Origin of the sequence: Mesorhizobium sp. NFR06 (assembly GCF_900115245.1) — a bacterium.
GTDB lineage: Bacteria > Pseudomonadota > Alphaproteobacteria > Rhizobiales > Rhizobiaceae > Mesorhizobium.
On record NZ_FOVT01000001.1, the window covers coordinates 481,929 to 496,532 of the forward strand.

Sequence of the window (14,604 nt, forward strand, 5' to 3'; positions counted from 1 at the left end):
GTAAGGGAGTGACGTCCATGGACACCCAGATGCTGATCGGCGCGAAATTCGACAAGGGCACCGAGACCGAGGAACCGATCCTCAATCCGAAAACCGGGGCGACCATCCTCAGCCTGCCGGAAGCAAGCCCGGCGCAGATCGAGGCGGCGGTGGCGGCGGCGCAGAAGGCGTTTGTCACCTGGTCGCGCACCACCCCGGCGCAGCGCTCCGGCTATCTCTTGAAGATTGCCGACCGGATCGAGGCAGAAGCCAGGGAGTTCGCGGCGCTCGAGGCGCTGAACTGCGGCAAGCCGATCAATGCCGTGCTCAATGACGAGATCCCGGCGATCGTCGACTGCTACCGCTTCTTTGCCGGCGCGGTTCGTTCGATGCCCGGTCAGGTCGCCGGCGAATACCTGCCGGGCCACACCTCGATGGTGCGACGCGATCCGATCGGCATCGTTGCCTCGATCGCGCCATGGAATTATCCGCTGATGATGATGGCATGGAAGCTGGCGCCGGCGGTCGGCGGCGGCAACACCGTCGTCTTCAAGCCGTCGGAACAGACGCCGCTGACGGCGCTGAAGCTGGCGAAGATTCTCGCCGAGGTGCTGCCCGAAGGCGTCGTCAATGTCGTGCTCGGCCGCGGCGACAGCGTCGGCAACACGTTGATCAACAATTCCAAGGTCAACATGATCTCGATCACCGGCGACGTCGCCACCGGCAAGAAGGTGCTGCAGGCCGCAGCCAAGTCGGTCAAGCGCACGCATCTCGAGCTCGGCGGCAAGGCCCCGGTCATCGTCTTCGACGACGCCGACCTCGGCGCCGTGGTCAATGGCCTTCGCGCCTTCGGCTATTACAATGCCGGTCAGGACTGCACCGCCGCCTGCCGCATCTACGCCGGCAAGAAGATCTACGATAAGCTCGTCGCCGACCTCTCCTCGGCGGTCTCGACCATCAAATACAACCAGCCGGACGACACCGAGAACGAAATCGGCCCGCTGATCTCGCGCCGCCAGCGCGACCGTGTGTCGAGCTTCGTCGAGCGCGCTTCGGAATTGCAGCACATCGAGATCACCACCGGCGGCAAGCCCGGCGAGGGCTCCGGCTTCTTCTACCAGCCGACGGTGGTTGCCGGCGCGCTGCAGGAGGACGAGATCGTGCGCCGCGAAGTCTTCGGCCCGGTCGTCTCGATCACCCGTTTCTCGGAGGTCGACGAGGCCGTGAATTGGGCAAACGACAGCGACTACGGCCTGGCTTCCTCGGTGTGGACCAAGGATGTCTCGCGCGCCATGGCGACGGCCGCACGCCTGCAATATGGCTGCACCTGGATCAACACCCACTTCATGCTGACCAACGAGATGCCGCATGGCGGGCTGAAGCAATCCGGCTACGGCAAGGACATGTCGCTCTACGCATTGGAGGATTACACCGCCGTTCGCCATGTCATGGTGGCGCACGGGTAGGGCCGGAAGGCAAGCGTTCAACCGAAGGAGGAAGACAATGCAACGCCGCCAGTTTCTAACATCTGCAGCCATCGTCGCCACGCTTTTCGCCGTAACGCCATCTTTCGCCGGAGACACCGCGCAATCGGTGGTCGAGGCCTATGTCGCGGCCTGGAATGCGCATGACTCGGCCAAGGCGGCCGGCTACTTCGCCGATAACGTCACTTACTACGACGCTTCCGTAGGCAAGCCGGTCACCGGCAAGGAGGCGGCCAAGACCGGCGTCATCGACAATTTCCTGAAGGCTGTCCCAGACGCGGTCTGGACGATGAAGGGCAAGCCGCTCGTCGACGGCGACCGTGTCTCCTTCGAATGGGAGTTCTCCGGCACCAACACCGGCGCCTGGGGCGACGGCACCGCGGCGACCGGCAAGAAATTCTCCATCACCGGCGCTTCGATGTTTTCCATCAAGGATGGCAAGATCGCGACCCAGAGCGACTATTACGATGCGCTCGGCTTCTACAAGCAGCTTGGGCTGATGTAAGTGACGCCGCGCCAGCTTCTCCCGGTGGGAGAAGCTGGCTTGTAGCGAAGCGGCAGGGCTGGTGGGGGATGTTTCAGCCTGGCGCTTCGCTCATCCTTCACCTGGACTGCACCGAATTGCGAAGAGCAATTCGGTGGCAATCCGACCTCGGCGCGACGATCCCTGTGTCGGCGGGGATCAGCGTAAGAACTAGGCGGCCGTCCTGCCCTCCACGGTCGATCCAGCCGGCTTGATGTTCTGGTTGACCCTAAAGACGTTGGAGGGGTCATAGGTCCGCTTCACCTGGCTCAGCCGCTCGTAGTTTGCGCCATAGCTTGCCCGCAGGCGTGCTTCCCCTTCGTCGTCCATCATGAAATTCACGTAGCCGCCTTCGCCGTTGTGGGGATGGATGCTCGCCCAGTAGTTCTTGGCCCACTTGGTGAGGTCGGCGGCCTTGCCCGGGTCTGGATCGATGCCGGCGATGACCATCGACCAGGTTGCATCGCGCGCGTTCCAGGCGGTCTCGTTCGTGCCGACACGGCGAACGGCGCCGTCGATCGGGTAAAGATGCATGAGGGACAATTCGCTCGGTGCCACGGCGGCCTGCGCGATATGGGTTGCGATGGCTTCGTCCGGAAGCGACTTGACGAAATCGCCCTTCCAATACCATTGCAGACCTTTCGGAAGCAGCGGATCGAACATTGCCTGCAAGGCCGGAAACGGCATCACGCCCATCCAGTTGAAGATCGGCGGCGGCAGATTGTCGAGCAGCGGGGCCATGGCCTTGCGGCCCTCCTCCTCCGTGCCGTTGTAGCAGGAGATGATGGCGCAGGCGCGCTTGCCCCAATATTCGCGCGGGAAGGGATCGGTCGACGGGACGGACTTCAGGCCGACAAAGGCGCCGAGATCTTCCGGCGCCTCGGGCAGGTAGTCGCGATAGACACGCATGACGGCCGGAGCGTCCTTGGCCTCCCAGAACACCGGGCCGCCGAAGATCATGCTCACCGGATGGGCCTGGAAGAGGAAGCTGGTCACAATGCCGAAATTGCCGCCGCCGCCCCGGAGCGCCCAGAACAGGTCGGGATTCTCAGCTTTGCTGGCTCTCACCATGCTGCCATCGGCCAGCACCAGGTCGGCCTCCACCAGGTTATCGATGGTGAGACCGTATCTGCGCGTGAGATAGCCCGTCCCTCCGCCGAGGGTAAGGCCGGCGACGCCCGTGGTCGAGACGATGCCGGATGGAACGGCGAGCGCGAAAGGATAGGTTGCGTGGTCCACGTCACCCGACGTGCAGCCGGGCGCGACCCTCACGGTGCGCGTTCTCGGGTCGACATGGACCCCCTTCATCATCGACAGGTCGATGACGAGGCCGTCGTCGCAAATTCCCAGCCCGGCGCCGTTGTGCCCTCCGCTGCGCACCGCGATCAGCAGGTCGTTGTCGCGCGCATATCTCACAGCGGTGATCACGTCGGCGACATCGGCGCAGCGTGCAATCAGCAGCGGGTGCTTTTCGATCATGCCGTTGTACACCTTGCGTGCCTCTTCATAGCCGGCATCGCCACGCAGGATCAGCTCTCCGCGCAGGCCTTCGCGCAGTTTGGCATGGGTTTCATCGGTCATCGGTTTGCTCCCTTCATTGCGCCAGCGCCAAGCGGCGTCGAGGCGACGCATTTGTTGCTTTGTTCATCCCACCTCGTCGGGCGGGTGCGTTGGATGGTGCAGGCACGGAACATTGCACCGATCCGGTCTCCGCGGCTTCGCCCGAAAGGACCAGCGGTGCATGGCTCGGGAGAGCCATGCCGGACCGGCCGGAAGCTGCCACGCCGACTGACCGTGCGGGTACCGTGCCCTTGATAGACGCGATGATGGGACGACGGCCGCGGTCGCCGCCCCATCGTGCTCGCCGTCACCTCCCAGCGCCCGGCCGCGACTGTTCGAAAGTCGAACTATTCGACGATCCGGAAGATCTGCCAGAGACTGGTGCCCGACACCACATAGGGCTCCAACTCCTTGCCCCATTTGGCGTGCGCTTCGATCTTGGCGATCTTGGCGAAGAATTCCTCCAACTGGGCCAGGCTTTCGACTTGATGATGGGACTCGATCGTCGCCTCCCGCGCGCCGATCGAGCCGGTCATGATCTGGAACTTCAGGTCGGCGAGGCCGACCTGCGAACCGATCTCGCGCTCCCATTTTTTCAACAGCTCGAGCGCGGTCTGCTTGTGCCCGAACTTTGCATCAATCTGCCATCTGGCGCTGAACATCGTCGTTCTCCATTTGAGCAATGCCAAAAAGTGCTTGCGGTTTTCGGCCGGGAATTGCGTGAACAGGTACTTTTGGGTCGGGCCTGCGGTTGAACTACTCGTCCCAGGCTTGCACGACCGTCTGTCGGGCGATGCGGCCGTTCTTCAACTCGAGCATCGCGGCGCAGAACACCTTGGTGCCGTCCGGATAGGCGCAGGCCTGGGTGAAGGCGAGGTTGTCGCCCTCGGCGATGGTTGCGTCGACCTTGTGGGTCATCGCTCGGCTGCAAATATCGTCCCAGAAGGTGCTGATCGCCGCCCGGCCGCGGATCTCGCGCGGTTTGCTCGGCGGGTTGTTGCGATCGATCACCCGCACCAGCGCATCGTCATTGTAGAAACTCGACAGCATCCGGCCGTCACGGCTCTCGATCGCCCGCTTGATCGCAGCGCCGTCTACTGGTTGCGTCTTGGTCAACATTTCTATCTCCATGCCCGTCTGAAGGGGCGTTCTATGAATGGGCGCCGCCCGGCATGAACGTCGGGCGGTGGGTCTTCACTGCGACTTCGCCTTGACGGCGGTGAACAGATCGTCGGTCTGCTTCTTGAAGGTGGCTAGATCGACCTGGCTGCCGTTGAGCATCGTCGACCAGTGGCGCACGATCGCCGCCATCGCGATCGCCTCCTTGATTTCCTCGTCGCTCGCGCCGTTGGCCTTGGCCGCCAGCGTGTGGAAATAGATGCAGTACTGGCAGGGGATCTGCGAGGCCACCGCAAGTCCCATCGGCTCTTTGGTCTTGCCGTCGAGGGCGGTATTCGGATTGAGCTGCACGCCCTTGATTTCGGCCCATGCGCCGGCCACCGCGACGTCCGGCAGCGTCTTGAACATGTCAGGCACCGAGCCGAGCGTGGCTTGGATGTCCTTGTAGGCGGCGGTCGCCGAAGCATCCTCGGCCCGCGCCGGGGTGATGGCCAGCAATGCGCCTGCCGCCACTATGAGCAATCCCGTCTTGCCAATCAGTGTCAGCATTTCATCCTCCATTGGCAGTGCCATGCGGCGACATCGCCTGGCCTGCATGAAAGGAATTCTTAGTCCTCACGCGGTCCTGCCGCTTCGCCCGAAAGCGCCATGGCTCTCATGGCCCGTCCGAGCCAGCATGCCTTGCCGAGAAGGCTGCCGCTGCCGCCCGGGACGGCAAGTCGAGCTTCAGCAGTATGTTGGCGACATGGCGCTTGACCGTATGCTCGCTGAGCCGCAGTTCGGCGGCGATCGCCGCATTGCTTTTGCCGGCGGCAATCAGGTTCACCACCTCGCTTTCCCGCGCCGTCAGCGCGGCCGCCTCTGCCGGCTTGGTTCTCGGGCGGCAGGCCGGTTCCAGATGCTGTTCCGATGTCGCCTCGACGACCAGCAGAGGCTCGTCCAGTTCGTCGAGGCTGATGCGGCCAGCATCGACGAAATGCAGACCCGAGCCTGTCGCGAGATCGGCGACCAGCCGCGAGGCAAGAATGTCGCCGCGCGCGGCGTGGTTGGCCAGTTGCATGGTCACGCGCGCCGTCAAGCCCACCGGCGCGCCGCGCAATTCGATCTCGCCGACATGTGCGCCCTGCGCGCTGGCGACGCCGATCTCCTGTGCGGCATCGCGCAGCGCCGCGGCGCAGCGTATGGCGCGCGCCGGTCCGTCGAAGCGCGAGATCATCAGCTCGCCATGCGTGCCTGCGACGCGGCCGCCGTGGCGGCCGACGAGCAGTCGCCATGTTTCCTGGAAGCGCTGGCTCCGCTCGCTCCACATGCGGTCGCCGAGCTTGGCGGTGTCGTAGATGCGTGTCGCCAGCAATGCGGCGAGCACGCGCTCGGTGTCGGCCACGGCCGGCTGCCCGGTCAGGAACTCCTCGATCAGGTCGGCCACCCGATCGACGTCACCCGTCCAGATCGGATGGTCGCGACCGGATATCTCGACGAGGCTGGAATTCGGGATCTTCCTGGCCAGGAAGCGGCTGGCCTCCGGGTTGACCCGGGTATCGTTGCGGCGATGGATGAGCAGCGTCGGCGCACTGATCGCAGGCAGGATGCCGCGGACGTCTATGCCAGCATTCATGCGGGCAAGCGCAGCCGCGGCGGTCGGGCTGGCCGACAACCGTTCGAACCGCCCCCACCATTGGGCAAAATGCGTGTCGTCGACGCGGCCCGGCGCGAAATTGGGCAGGGTCGCGCCGGTGCCCCAAGACGTCTCCGTCGTCTCGATGAAGGCCTCCAGACGCTCCGGCGCCATCACCCATTTGTGGAAATGCGCATAGCCGCCATAGAGCACCAGCGACCGTGTCCGATGCGGATAGGTGGCGGCGAACAGCATGGCCATAGGCGCGCCTTCCGAGGCGCCGAGGATCGCCGCGCGGCCGCTGCCGGTGGCGTCCATCACCGCGCGCACGTCGTCCATGCGGGTCTCCAGGCTGGGCAGATGATGCGTGTCGACGCGGTCTGAAAGACCGGTGCCGCGCTTGTCGAACAGGATAAGCCGCGAGAAGGCCGAAAGCCGTTTGAGCAGGCGGCTATAGCCTTCGTCTTCCCAGTGCAGGTCGAGATTGGAGATGAAGCCCGGCACGAAGACCAGATCGAACGCACCCTGGCCGACCACCTGATAGGCGATCCGCACATCCCCGCTACGGGCGTATCTGGTCTCGATCGGCCTCACGCAACTGTCCCGCCCGGCCAGACGATTTCCTGCCCGACCATAGCAGAGGCATACCATTTGCGGCAGACAAACTTTAGAGAGCTGAAATATAAGTCCCTCGGCGACCGAGAGGCGGCGGGTCTATTTCCGCACCGCAGCGCCCTCGGTTTGCGCGGGTTTGCCGTAGCCGAGGCCCAGGTCGGCTTGTTCAGGCGTCTTGGGCCGCTTGATCTTCGCCGAGGCGGCGATCACGAGGTCGTCGAAATTCTCCCCGCCGCTGTCCAGCATCTCGAACAACTGGCGTCGCATCCTCGGCTCCCAAAACTTGTTGATGTGCTCGGCAAGGCCGGCAATGCCTTCCTCGCGCGGCTTCGAATGGAAGAAGGTCGCGATCTGGTTGGCCATGCGCACCAGCTTTTCCCTGGTGCCGGCGATGTGGTCTTCGTCATGCGACATGCTTAGCAACTCCGGAAACCACCCGGTCGGGGTGGGTGAAAACATCGAAATCATCGCCGCGCACCAGCGCCACCAGCGTCATGCCGGCGGCGTCCGCCGTGCGGATGGCGAGCGCGGTCGGCGCCGAAACGGCGAGGATGAACGGTGCGCCAATGGCGGCCGTCTTCTGCACCATCTCGACGGAGACGCGCGACGTGACCACGACCGCGCCGCTCGCGCCATCTATGCCGGCCTTGGCAAGCGCGCCGGCCAGCTTGTCCAACGCATTGTGGCGGCCGACATCCTCGCGCGCCATGACGACACCCTTGCCGGGCATGTAGAAGCCCGCGGCGTGCACCGCGCCGGTTTGCGTATGCAGCGGCTGCACCTTCGACAACAGCTTGACCGAGCGGGTGATATCTTCCGCGTCAAATGTAAGTTTCGACGCACCGACCGTGTCGACCGAACGCATCGCTTCCTCGATCGATTCGATGCCGCACAGCCCGCAGCCGACCGGCCCGGCAAGACGGCGCCGCCGTGCCTGGAAGCGCGTGTTGGCCTTGTCCTTCAGCCTGATCTGGATGTCGATGCCGGCGCCGAGGTCCTCGACTTCGATCGCCTCGATCTCTGCCTGGTCGGCGATGATGCCTTCGGTCAGTGAGAAGCCGAGCGCGAAATCCTCGAAATCGGCGGGGCTCGCCATCATCACCGCATGGGTGGTGCCGGCATAGGAGAACGCCACAGGCGTCTCCTCCGGCACCATGCGGCTCGCGGCCGCTGTGCCGCCGGCGCGATGCGCCAGCCGCGAGATTTGGGTGATGGCGGGGCGTTTGCTCGTCACGAGGCGCCTACCCCTGGCCTGCCGGTCGTTTCACTTAGCAAGCGCTGAACGTTTCTTGCTTCAATCGGCGATTGCGCTCCCAGGCCTTCCCCCAGTCCGTCGCTGCTTCGCAGCGCCCCCTCTCCCCCCTCCGGAGGGAGAGGAAAGGAGCCAACCGGGATCGCCGCACGCCTTTCCTCTCCCCCGTCGATCGGGGGAGAGGTGTCGAGCGAAGCTCGACGGAGTGGGGGTCGATCAGCCGTCAAGATTGAAGCTCTTGCCTCGACATAATTACTCCGCCGCCGCCAGCGGGGCGATGCGGCGGCTCTGGCGCGCCTGTTCGTTATAGTCCTTCTGCCAGTCGGTCGGGCCGTTGGACGGCGCCACCTGAACGGCGGTGACCTTGTATTCCGGGCAGTTGGTCGCCCAGTCGGAGAAGTCGGTGGTGATCACGTTCGCCTGCGTGTCCGGATGGTGGAAGGTCGTATAGACGACGCCGGGCGAGACGCGGTCGGTGATCAGCGAGCGCAGCGTGGTCTCGCCGGAGCGGCTTGCCATCCGCACCCAGTCGCCGTCGCGGATGCCGCGGACTTCGGCGTCGTGCGGATGGATCTCCAACCTGTCCTCGGCATGCCACGTGACGTTTTCGGTGCGCCTGGTCTGCGCGCCGACATTGTATTGCGACAGAATCCGGCCGGTGGTGAGCAGCAGCGGATAGCGCGGCCCCGTCCTCTCGTCCGTCGCCACATATTCGGTGCGGATGAACTTGCCCTTGCCGCGCACGAAACCGTCGACATGCATGATCGGCGTGCCGAGCGGCGCCTTGTCGTTGCAGGGCCACTGCACCGATCCGACACGGTCGAGCAGCTCGAAGGAGACATTGGCGAAGCTCGGCGTCGTCTTGGCGATCTCGTCCATGATCTGCGAAGGATGCGTATAGTTCCAGTCGAGCCCGATGGCGCGGGCAAGCTCCTGCGTCGCCTCCCAGTCGGCATAGCGCGCCTTTGGCTCGATCACCTTGCGCACCATGTTGATGCGGCGCTCGGCATTGGTGAAGGTGCCGTCCTTCTCGAGGAAGGTCGAGCCCGGCAGGAACACATGCGCGTAGTTGGCGGTCTCGTTGAGGAAGAGGTCGTGCACGACCACGCATTCCATCGCAGCGAGGCCGCCGGCGACATGCTTGGTGTCGGGATCGGACTGCAGGATGTCCTCGCCCTGGATGTAGATGCCCTTGAACGAACCGTCGACTGCGGCGTCCAGCATGTTGGGGATGCGCAGGCCGGGCTCGTCGTCCAGCTTCACGCCCCACAGGCTTTCATAGATGTCGCGCACCGCCTCGCCGGATATGTGGCGATAGCCGGGCAGCTCATGCGGGAAGGAGCCCATGTCGCAGGAACCCTGCACATTGTTCTGGCCGCGCAGCGGATTCACGCCGACGCCCGGCCGGCCGATATTGCCGGTCGCCATGGCAAGGTTGGCGATCGCAATCACCGTGGTCGAGCCCTGGCTGTGCTCCGTCACGCCCAGACCATAATAGATCGCGCCATTGCCACCCCTAGCATAGAGGCGCGCCGCGCCGCGGATCAGCTCCGGGTCGACGCCGGACAATTTGCCGACGGTTTCCGGGCTGTTTTCCGGCAGGGCGACGAAGGACGCCCAGTCCTGGAACTCTGCCCAGTCGCAACGCTCGCGGATGAAGGCTTCGTCGAACAGGCCCTCGGTGACGATGACATGCGCCAGCGCCGTCAGCACCGCGACATTGGTGCCGGGCTTCAGCGGCAGGTGATAGTCGGCCTCGACATGCGCCGACTTGACTATCTCGGTGCGGCGCGGATCGAGCACGATCAGCTTGGCGCCCTGGCGCAGCCGCTTCTTCAGCCGCGAGGCGAACACAGGATGCGCCGAAACGGGATTGGCGCCGATAATGACGGCGACGTCGGTGAATTCGACCGAATCGAAATCCTGCGTGCCGGCCGAAGTGCCGTAGGTCTGGCCGAGCCCGTAGCCGGTCGGCGAATGGCAGACGCGCGCGCAGGTATCGACATTGTTGTTGCGGAAGCCCTGCCGCACCAGCTTCTGGACGAGATAGGTTTCCTCGTTCGTGCAGCGCGACGAGGTGATGCCGCCGATCGCCGTGCGTCCATACTGATACTGGATGCGGCGGAATTCCTTGGCGGTGTGGGCGATCGCCTCTTCCCAGCTCACCTCGCGCCATGGATCGGAGATCTTCTCGCGGATCATCGGCGACAGGATGCGGTCCTTGTGGGTGGCATAGCCATAGGCGAAGCGGCCCTTCACGCAGGAATGGCCGTGGTTCGCCTTGCCGTCCTTATAAGGCATCATACGGATGACCTCGTCACCCTTGACCTCGGCCTTGAACGAGCAACCGACGCCGCAATAGGCGCAGGTGGTGACGGCCGAACGCTCCGGCATGCCCTTTTCGAGCACCGTCTTCTCGCGCAATGCGTCGGTCGGGCAGGCCTGCACGCAGGCGCCGCAGGAGACGCATTCGGAAGCGATGAAGTCCTCATGCATGCCGGCGACCATGCGCGATTCGAAGCCGCGGCCTTCGATGGTCAGCGCGAAGGTGCCCTGCACCTCCTCGCAGGCGCGCACGCAGCGCGAGCAGACGATGCACTGCGCCGGGTCGTAGGTGAAATACGGGTTGGATTCGTCGCGGGCGATATAGTCGACCGCCAGAGAGCCGTGGCCGGGCGCGACGCCGTTCTCTTGCCTGACGTGGTTGCGGCCTTCGACGCCGTAGCGGTTTTCGGTCAGACCGACCGACTTCGCCACCGCGTCGAACTCGCTGGCGCCGGTGCCGGCCTTCTCGTTCCAGCCGGTCGGATGGTCGGAGACATAGAGTTCCATGACGCCGCGGCGGATGGCGTCGAGCCGATCGGATTGCGTGTGCACCACCATGCCTTCGCCGACCGGCGTCGTGCACGAGGCCGGCGTGCCGCCGCGGCCTTCGATCTCGACCAGGCAGACGCGGCAGGAGCCGAACGAGTCCAGCATGTCGGTGGCGCAGAGTTTCGGGATCTCGACGCCGCCTTCCATCGCCGCGCGCATGATCGAGGTGCCTTCCGGAACCGTGATGCTTTGCCCGTCGACCGTCAGCGTGACCTGCTTCGTCGCTTTCGACTCCGGCGTTCCGTAGTCGATTTCTTCGATGAGTGTCGGGAAGTCGGCCTTGATGTTCATCTGCCAGCTCCTATTCAGCAGCCACGCGCGCCGGCGCCGGCTTGAAGTCCTCGGGGAAATGCGTGATCGAGCTCATCACCGGATAGGGCGTGAAACCGCCCAGTGCGCAGAGCGATCCGAACTTCATCGTGTTGCAGAGGTCGGCGACCAGAGCGAGGTTCTTCTCCGCCTCGATCCCCGCGGCGACCTTGTCGAGAACCTCCACGCCGCGCGTCGAGCCGATGCGGCAGGGCGTGCACTTGCCGCAGCTTTCGATGGCGCAGAACTCCATGGCGAAGCGCGCCTGCTTCAGCATGTCGGCCGTGTCGTCGAACACGGTGATGCCGGCATGGCCGATCAGTCCATCGCGCTTGGCGAATTCTTCGTAGTCGAACGGCGTGTCGAACAGAGCGCGCGGGAAATAGGCGCCGAGCGGGCCGCCGACCTGCACTGCCTTCACCGGACGCCCCGAAGCCGTGCCGCCGCCGATCTCGTCGACGATTTCGCCGAGCGTCAAGCCGAAGGCCGTCTCGAACAGGCCGCCATGCTTGACGTTGCCGGCGATCTGGATCGGGATCGTGCCGCGCGAGCGCCCCATGCCGAAATCCTTGTAGTAGGCGGCGCCCTTGTCCATGATGATCGGCACCGAGGCCAGGCTGATCACGTTGTTGATCACCGTCGGCTTGCCGAACAGGCCCTGGATGGCCGGCAGCGGCGGCTTGGCGCGCACCACGCCGCGCTTGCCCTCGAGGCTGTTTAACAGCGAAGTTTCCTCGCCGCAGACATAGGCGCCGGCGCCGACGCGGATCTCCATGTCGAAGGCGTTGGGCGAACCCAGCACATTGACGCCCAGCACACCCGCCTTGCGGGCGATGGCGACGGCCTTGTTCATCGTCGCCACCGCGTGCGGATACTCCGAGCGGATGTAGACGAAACCTTTGGTCGCGCCGGTGGCGATGCCGGCGATCGCCATACCTTCGATCAGCACGAAGGGATCGCCCTCCATGATCATGCGGTCGGCGAAAGTGGCGCTGTCGCCCTCGTCGGCGTTGCAGACGATGTATTTGCGGTCGGATTTGGTATCCAGCACCGTCTTCCACTTGATGCCGGTCGGGAAGCCGGCGCCGCCGCGGCCGCGCAGGCCGGATTCGGTGACCTGGCTGACGATGTCGGCGGGCGCCATGGCGACCGCGTTCTGCAGGCCCGCCAGGCCGCCATGCGACTTATAGCTGTCCAGCGACAGCGGATCGATGACGCCGCAGCGCGCGAAGGTCAGCCGCGTCTGCTTGGCGAAGAAGGGTATCTTGTCGGGGGAGCCCAGCCAGCGCTTGTGATGGCCGGCCTTGAGGAAGCCGCTGTCGAACAGGCTTTTCACGTCCGACGGCTTGACCGGCCCGTAGGCGACGCGGCCCTCGTCCGTGGCCACCTCGACCATCGGCTCCAGGAAATAGGCGCCGCGCGAGCCGTTGCGCACGATCTTGGCTTCGACGCCGCGCTCCTTGAGTTCCTTCTCGATCGCTTTGGCGACCTTCTCGGCGCCGAGCGCGATGGCGCCGGAATCGCAGGGGATATAGATGCGCGGGATCATGAACGCACCTCCGCGACGATCTCTTCGATCTTCTCGTCGTCGAGCCGGCCGATCACTTCGCCGTCAAGCATCGCCGACGGCGAGCAGGCGCAGAGCCCGAGGCAGTAGACCGGCTCCAGTGTAACCGATCCGTCGCGCGTGGTCTCGTGAAAATCGATGCCGAGCAATTGCTTGACCTTGGCGGCAACGGCGTCCGAACGCATCGACTGGCAGGCTTCCGCCTGGCAGAGTTTCAGCACATGCCGCCCGGCCGGCTGGGCGCGAAAATCATGATAAAAGCTGACGACGCCATGCACCTCGGCCCGCGACAGGTTCAGCCCGTCGGCGATAACCGGCAGGGCGTCCTTCGGAACGTGCCCGAATTCTTCCTGTATGCTGTGCAGGATCGGCAGCAGCGGGCCTTCGAGGCCCTTCATCTCGTCAACGATCGCCGCCGTGCGCGACGCGATCTCGGTACTTGCGGCCTGCATGGTCACGCAGCGCCCTCCCTGGGTCGTGGCATCCAACCATATGTCGCCCAAACTCTTAGCAATTTTGGGGCAACGACATGCGCGGACGCAATATCGCTAAGTCCTTACGAAATCAGAGGAAACCTCCGAGATCAATAAAGCGCTTCCGTTGGTTGATAGAAATTTTCTATCAACACGCGGCAGCTCGCATTCTCTAGCCTAGCGATGGGCACGGAAATCGTCCGCCAGCGCCATCGCCTCGTCCAGCAGCGCCTGCACCAGCGGCGTGTGCGGTTCGCGCGGCGCCGCCACCAGCCCGACTGTGTGCCTGGCGTCCGGCTCGACGATCGGGATTGCCCGGATAGGCTCGGAAAAGCCGAATGTTTCCGCAAGGTTGAGTGGCATGATCGACGACCATTTGCCCGTCCTTATGTGCGAGAACAGGACGATCATCGAGTTGGATTCCAGCGTCGGGCGCACCTGCACACCGGCTTCCGCCAGATGCTGGTCGATGATGCGGCGGTTCTGCATGTCTGGCGTCAGCAGGCAGAGCGGCAACTGGCTGATCTCGGCCCAAGTCACTTTGTCGCGGTCCGAATAGGGGTTCCCGATCGCCGTGATCAGCTGGTAGCGCTCGTCATAGAGCGGCACGCTGGTGACGCGGCCGAGCGGTTCATTGTCGAGATAGGTGATGCCGGCATCGACGTCGAAATTGCCGAGCAGCGTCAACACCTCGATCGAGGTGCGCGACAGGACCGAGAAGGTGACGCCCGGATGCTTTTCGCGAAACGGCGTCGTCAGCCGCGCCACCATGGCCAAAGCCGTGGGGACCGCCGCAATGCGGATGCGGCCTGCGAGGCCGTGACGCGCCGCCCGCATTTCCTCGCGCATGGTCCTTGAGTCGCCGACGATACGGCGCGCCCACACCAGCACCTGCTTGCCTTCCGGCGTCAGGCCCTGGAAGCGCGAGCCGCGCAGCACCAGCATGACGCCGAGCTGCTCCTCGAGCTGCTTGATGCCGGCCGACAGCGTCGGCTGGGTGACGCCGCACACCTCCGCGGCCCGGCCGAAATGCTCCTCCTTGGCCAAAGCGATGAAGAATTCCAGCTTGTCGATCATGCCATCCGTTCCACCACGGTTTGCCCAAGGTCGGGGAAATCGCCTTGCCGCGCAAGTCGCACGCGCAATCGGATATCGTCCACATTTTTGAGCCGGCTATCTGTTTTCCCGTGCCGCGCATGGCGGTATGTGGGATAGGAGGATGCAAGGAGGGACG

13 protein-coding genes are annotated in these 14,604 nt (G+C 64.4%); 2 read left to right on the forward strand and 11 right to left on the reverse strand.

The features are described 5' to 3' along the window. Nucleotides 1-17 precede the first annotated feature (17 nt). Both F3H96_RS02275 and F3H96_RS02280 read left to right on the forward strand, forming a co-directional pair. Complete coding sequence (locus F3H96_RS02275; RefSeq protein WP_149790302.1) at nt 18-1,445, forward strand: gamma-aminobutyraldehyde dehydrogenase; 1,428 nt, start codon at nt 18-20, stop codon at nt 1,443-1,445. A 37-nt stretch (nt 1,446-1,482) separates the two neighbouring features. Beyond that, nucleotides 1,483-1,968 carry an ester cyclase gene (locus tag F3H96_RS02280; protein ID WP_149790303.1) on the forward strand — a complete coding sequence of 162 codons (486 nt, stop codon included), beginning with the start codon at nt 1,483-1,485 and terminating at the stop codon, nt 1,966-1,968. A gap of 189 nt (nt 1,969-2,157) precedes the next feature. On the opposite strand, the gene F3H96_RS02285 is transcribed toward F3H96_RS02280, so the two are convergent. The 11 genes from F3H96_RS02285 to F3H96_RS02340 all read right to left on the reverse strand — a co-directional run bounded on the left by F3H96_RS02285 (nt 2,158) and on the right by F3H96_RS02340 (nt 14,447). Further along, nucleotides 2,158-3,567 carry an FAD-binding oxidoreductase gene (locus F3H96_RS02285; protein WP_149790304.1) on the reverse strand — a complete coding sequence of 470 codons (1,410 nt, stop codon included), beginning with the start codon at nt 3,565-3,567 and terminating at the stop codon, nt 2,158-2,160. Nucleotides 3,568-3,893: 326 nt separating this feature from the next. Next, complete coding sequence (locus F3H96_RS02290; protein ID WP_149790305.1) at nt 3,894-4,208, reverse strand: hypothetical protein; 315 nt, start codon at nt 4,206-4,208, stop codon at nt 3,894-3,896. A gap of 94 nt (nt 4,209-4,302) precedes the next feature. Next, a complete protein-coding gene (locus F3H96_RS02295; protein ID WP_149790306.1) occupies nt 4,303-4,665 on the reverse strand; it encodes a nuclear transport factor 2 family protein in 363 nt (120 codons plus the stop codon). A gap of 75 nt (nt 4,666-4,740) precedes the next feature. After that, nucleotides 4,741-5,214, reverse strand: coding sequence for a carboxymuconolactone decarboxylase family protein (locus F3H96_RS02300; RefSeq protein WP_149790307.1), 474 nt, complete (start codon nt 5,212-5,214; stop codon nt 4,741-4,743). Between the two features lie 106 nt (nt 5,215-5,320). Beyond that, entirely contained in the window at nt 5,321-6,874 is a 1,554-nt protein-coding gene (locus F3H96_RS02305; protein WP_149790308.1) for an alpha/beta fold hydrolase, read from the reverse strand. 120 nt (nt 6,875-6,994) lie between these two features. Further along, nucleotides 6,995-7,309 (reverse strand): formate dehydrogenase subunit delta, encoded by a 315-nt coding sequence (locus tag F3H96_RS02310; protein WP_149790309.1) that lies wholly within the window; start codon nt 7,307-7,309, stop codon nt 6,995-6,997. Beyond that, complete coding sequence (fdhD, locus tag F3H96_RS02315) at nt 7,299-8,129, reverse strand: formate dehydrogenase accessory sulfurtransferase FdhD (protein WP_149790310.1); 831 nt, start codon at nt 8,127-8,129, stop codon at nt 7,299-7,301. The genes F3H96_RS02310 and fdhD overlap by 11 nt, the downstream gene beginning before the upstream one ends. 270 nt (nt 8,130-8,399) lie before the next feature. Continuing rightward, complete coding sequence (fdhF, locus tag F3H96_RS02325; protein WP_149790311.1) at nt 8,400-11,312, reverse strand: formate dehydrogenase subunit alpha; 2,913 nt, start codon at nt 11,310-11,312, stop codon at nt 8,400-8,402. Between the two features lie 10 nt (nt 11,313-11,322). Next, on the reverse strand, nt 11,323-12,879 hold the full coding sequence (locus F3H96_RS02330) for an NADH-quinone oxidoreductase subunit NuoF (protein WP_149790312.1): 1,557 nt from the start codon (nt 12,877-12,879) through the stop codon (nt 11,323-11,325). Next, entirely contained in the window at nt 12,876-13,355 is a 480-nt protein-coding gene (locus F3H96_RS02335; RefSeq protein ID WP_149790313.1) for a formate dehydrogenase subunit gamma, read from the reverse strand. The genes F3H96_RS02330 and F3H96_RS02335 overlap by 4 nt, the downstream gene beginning before the upstream one ends. 192 nt (nt 13,356-13,547) lie before the next feature. After that, the gene (locus F3H96_RS02340) at nt 13,548-14,447 is read right to left on the reverse strand and encodes a LysR family transcriptional regulator (RefSeq protein WP_149790314.1); all 900 of its coding nucleotides are present in this window, start codon (nt 14,445-14,447) and stop codon (nt 13,548-13,550) included. Nucleotides 14,448-14,604: the final 157 nt, after the last annotated feature.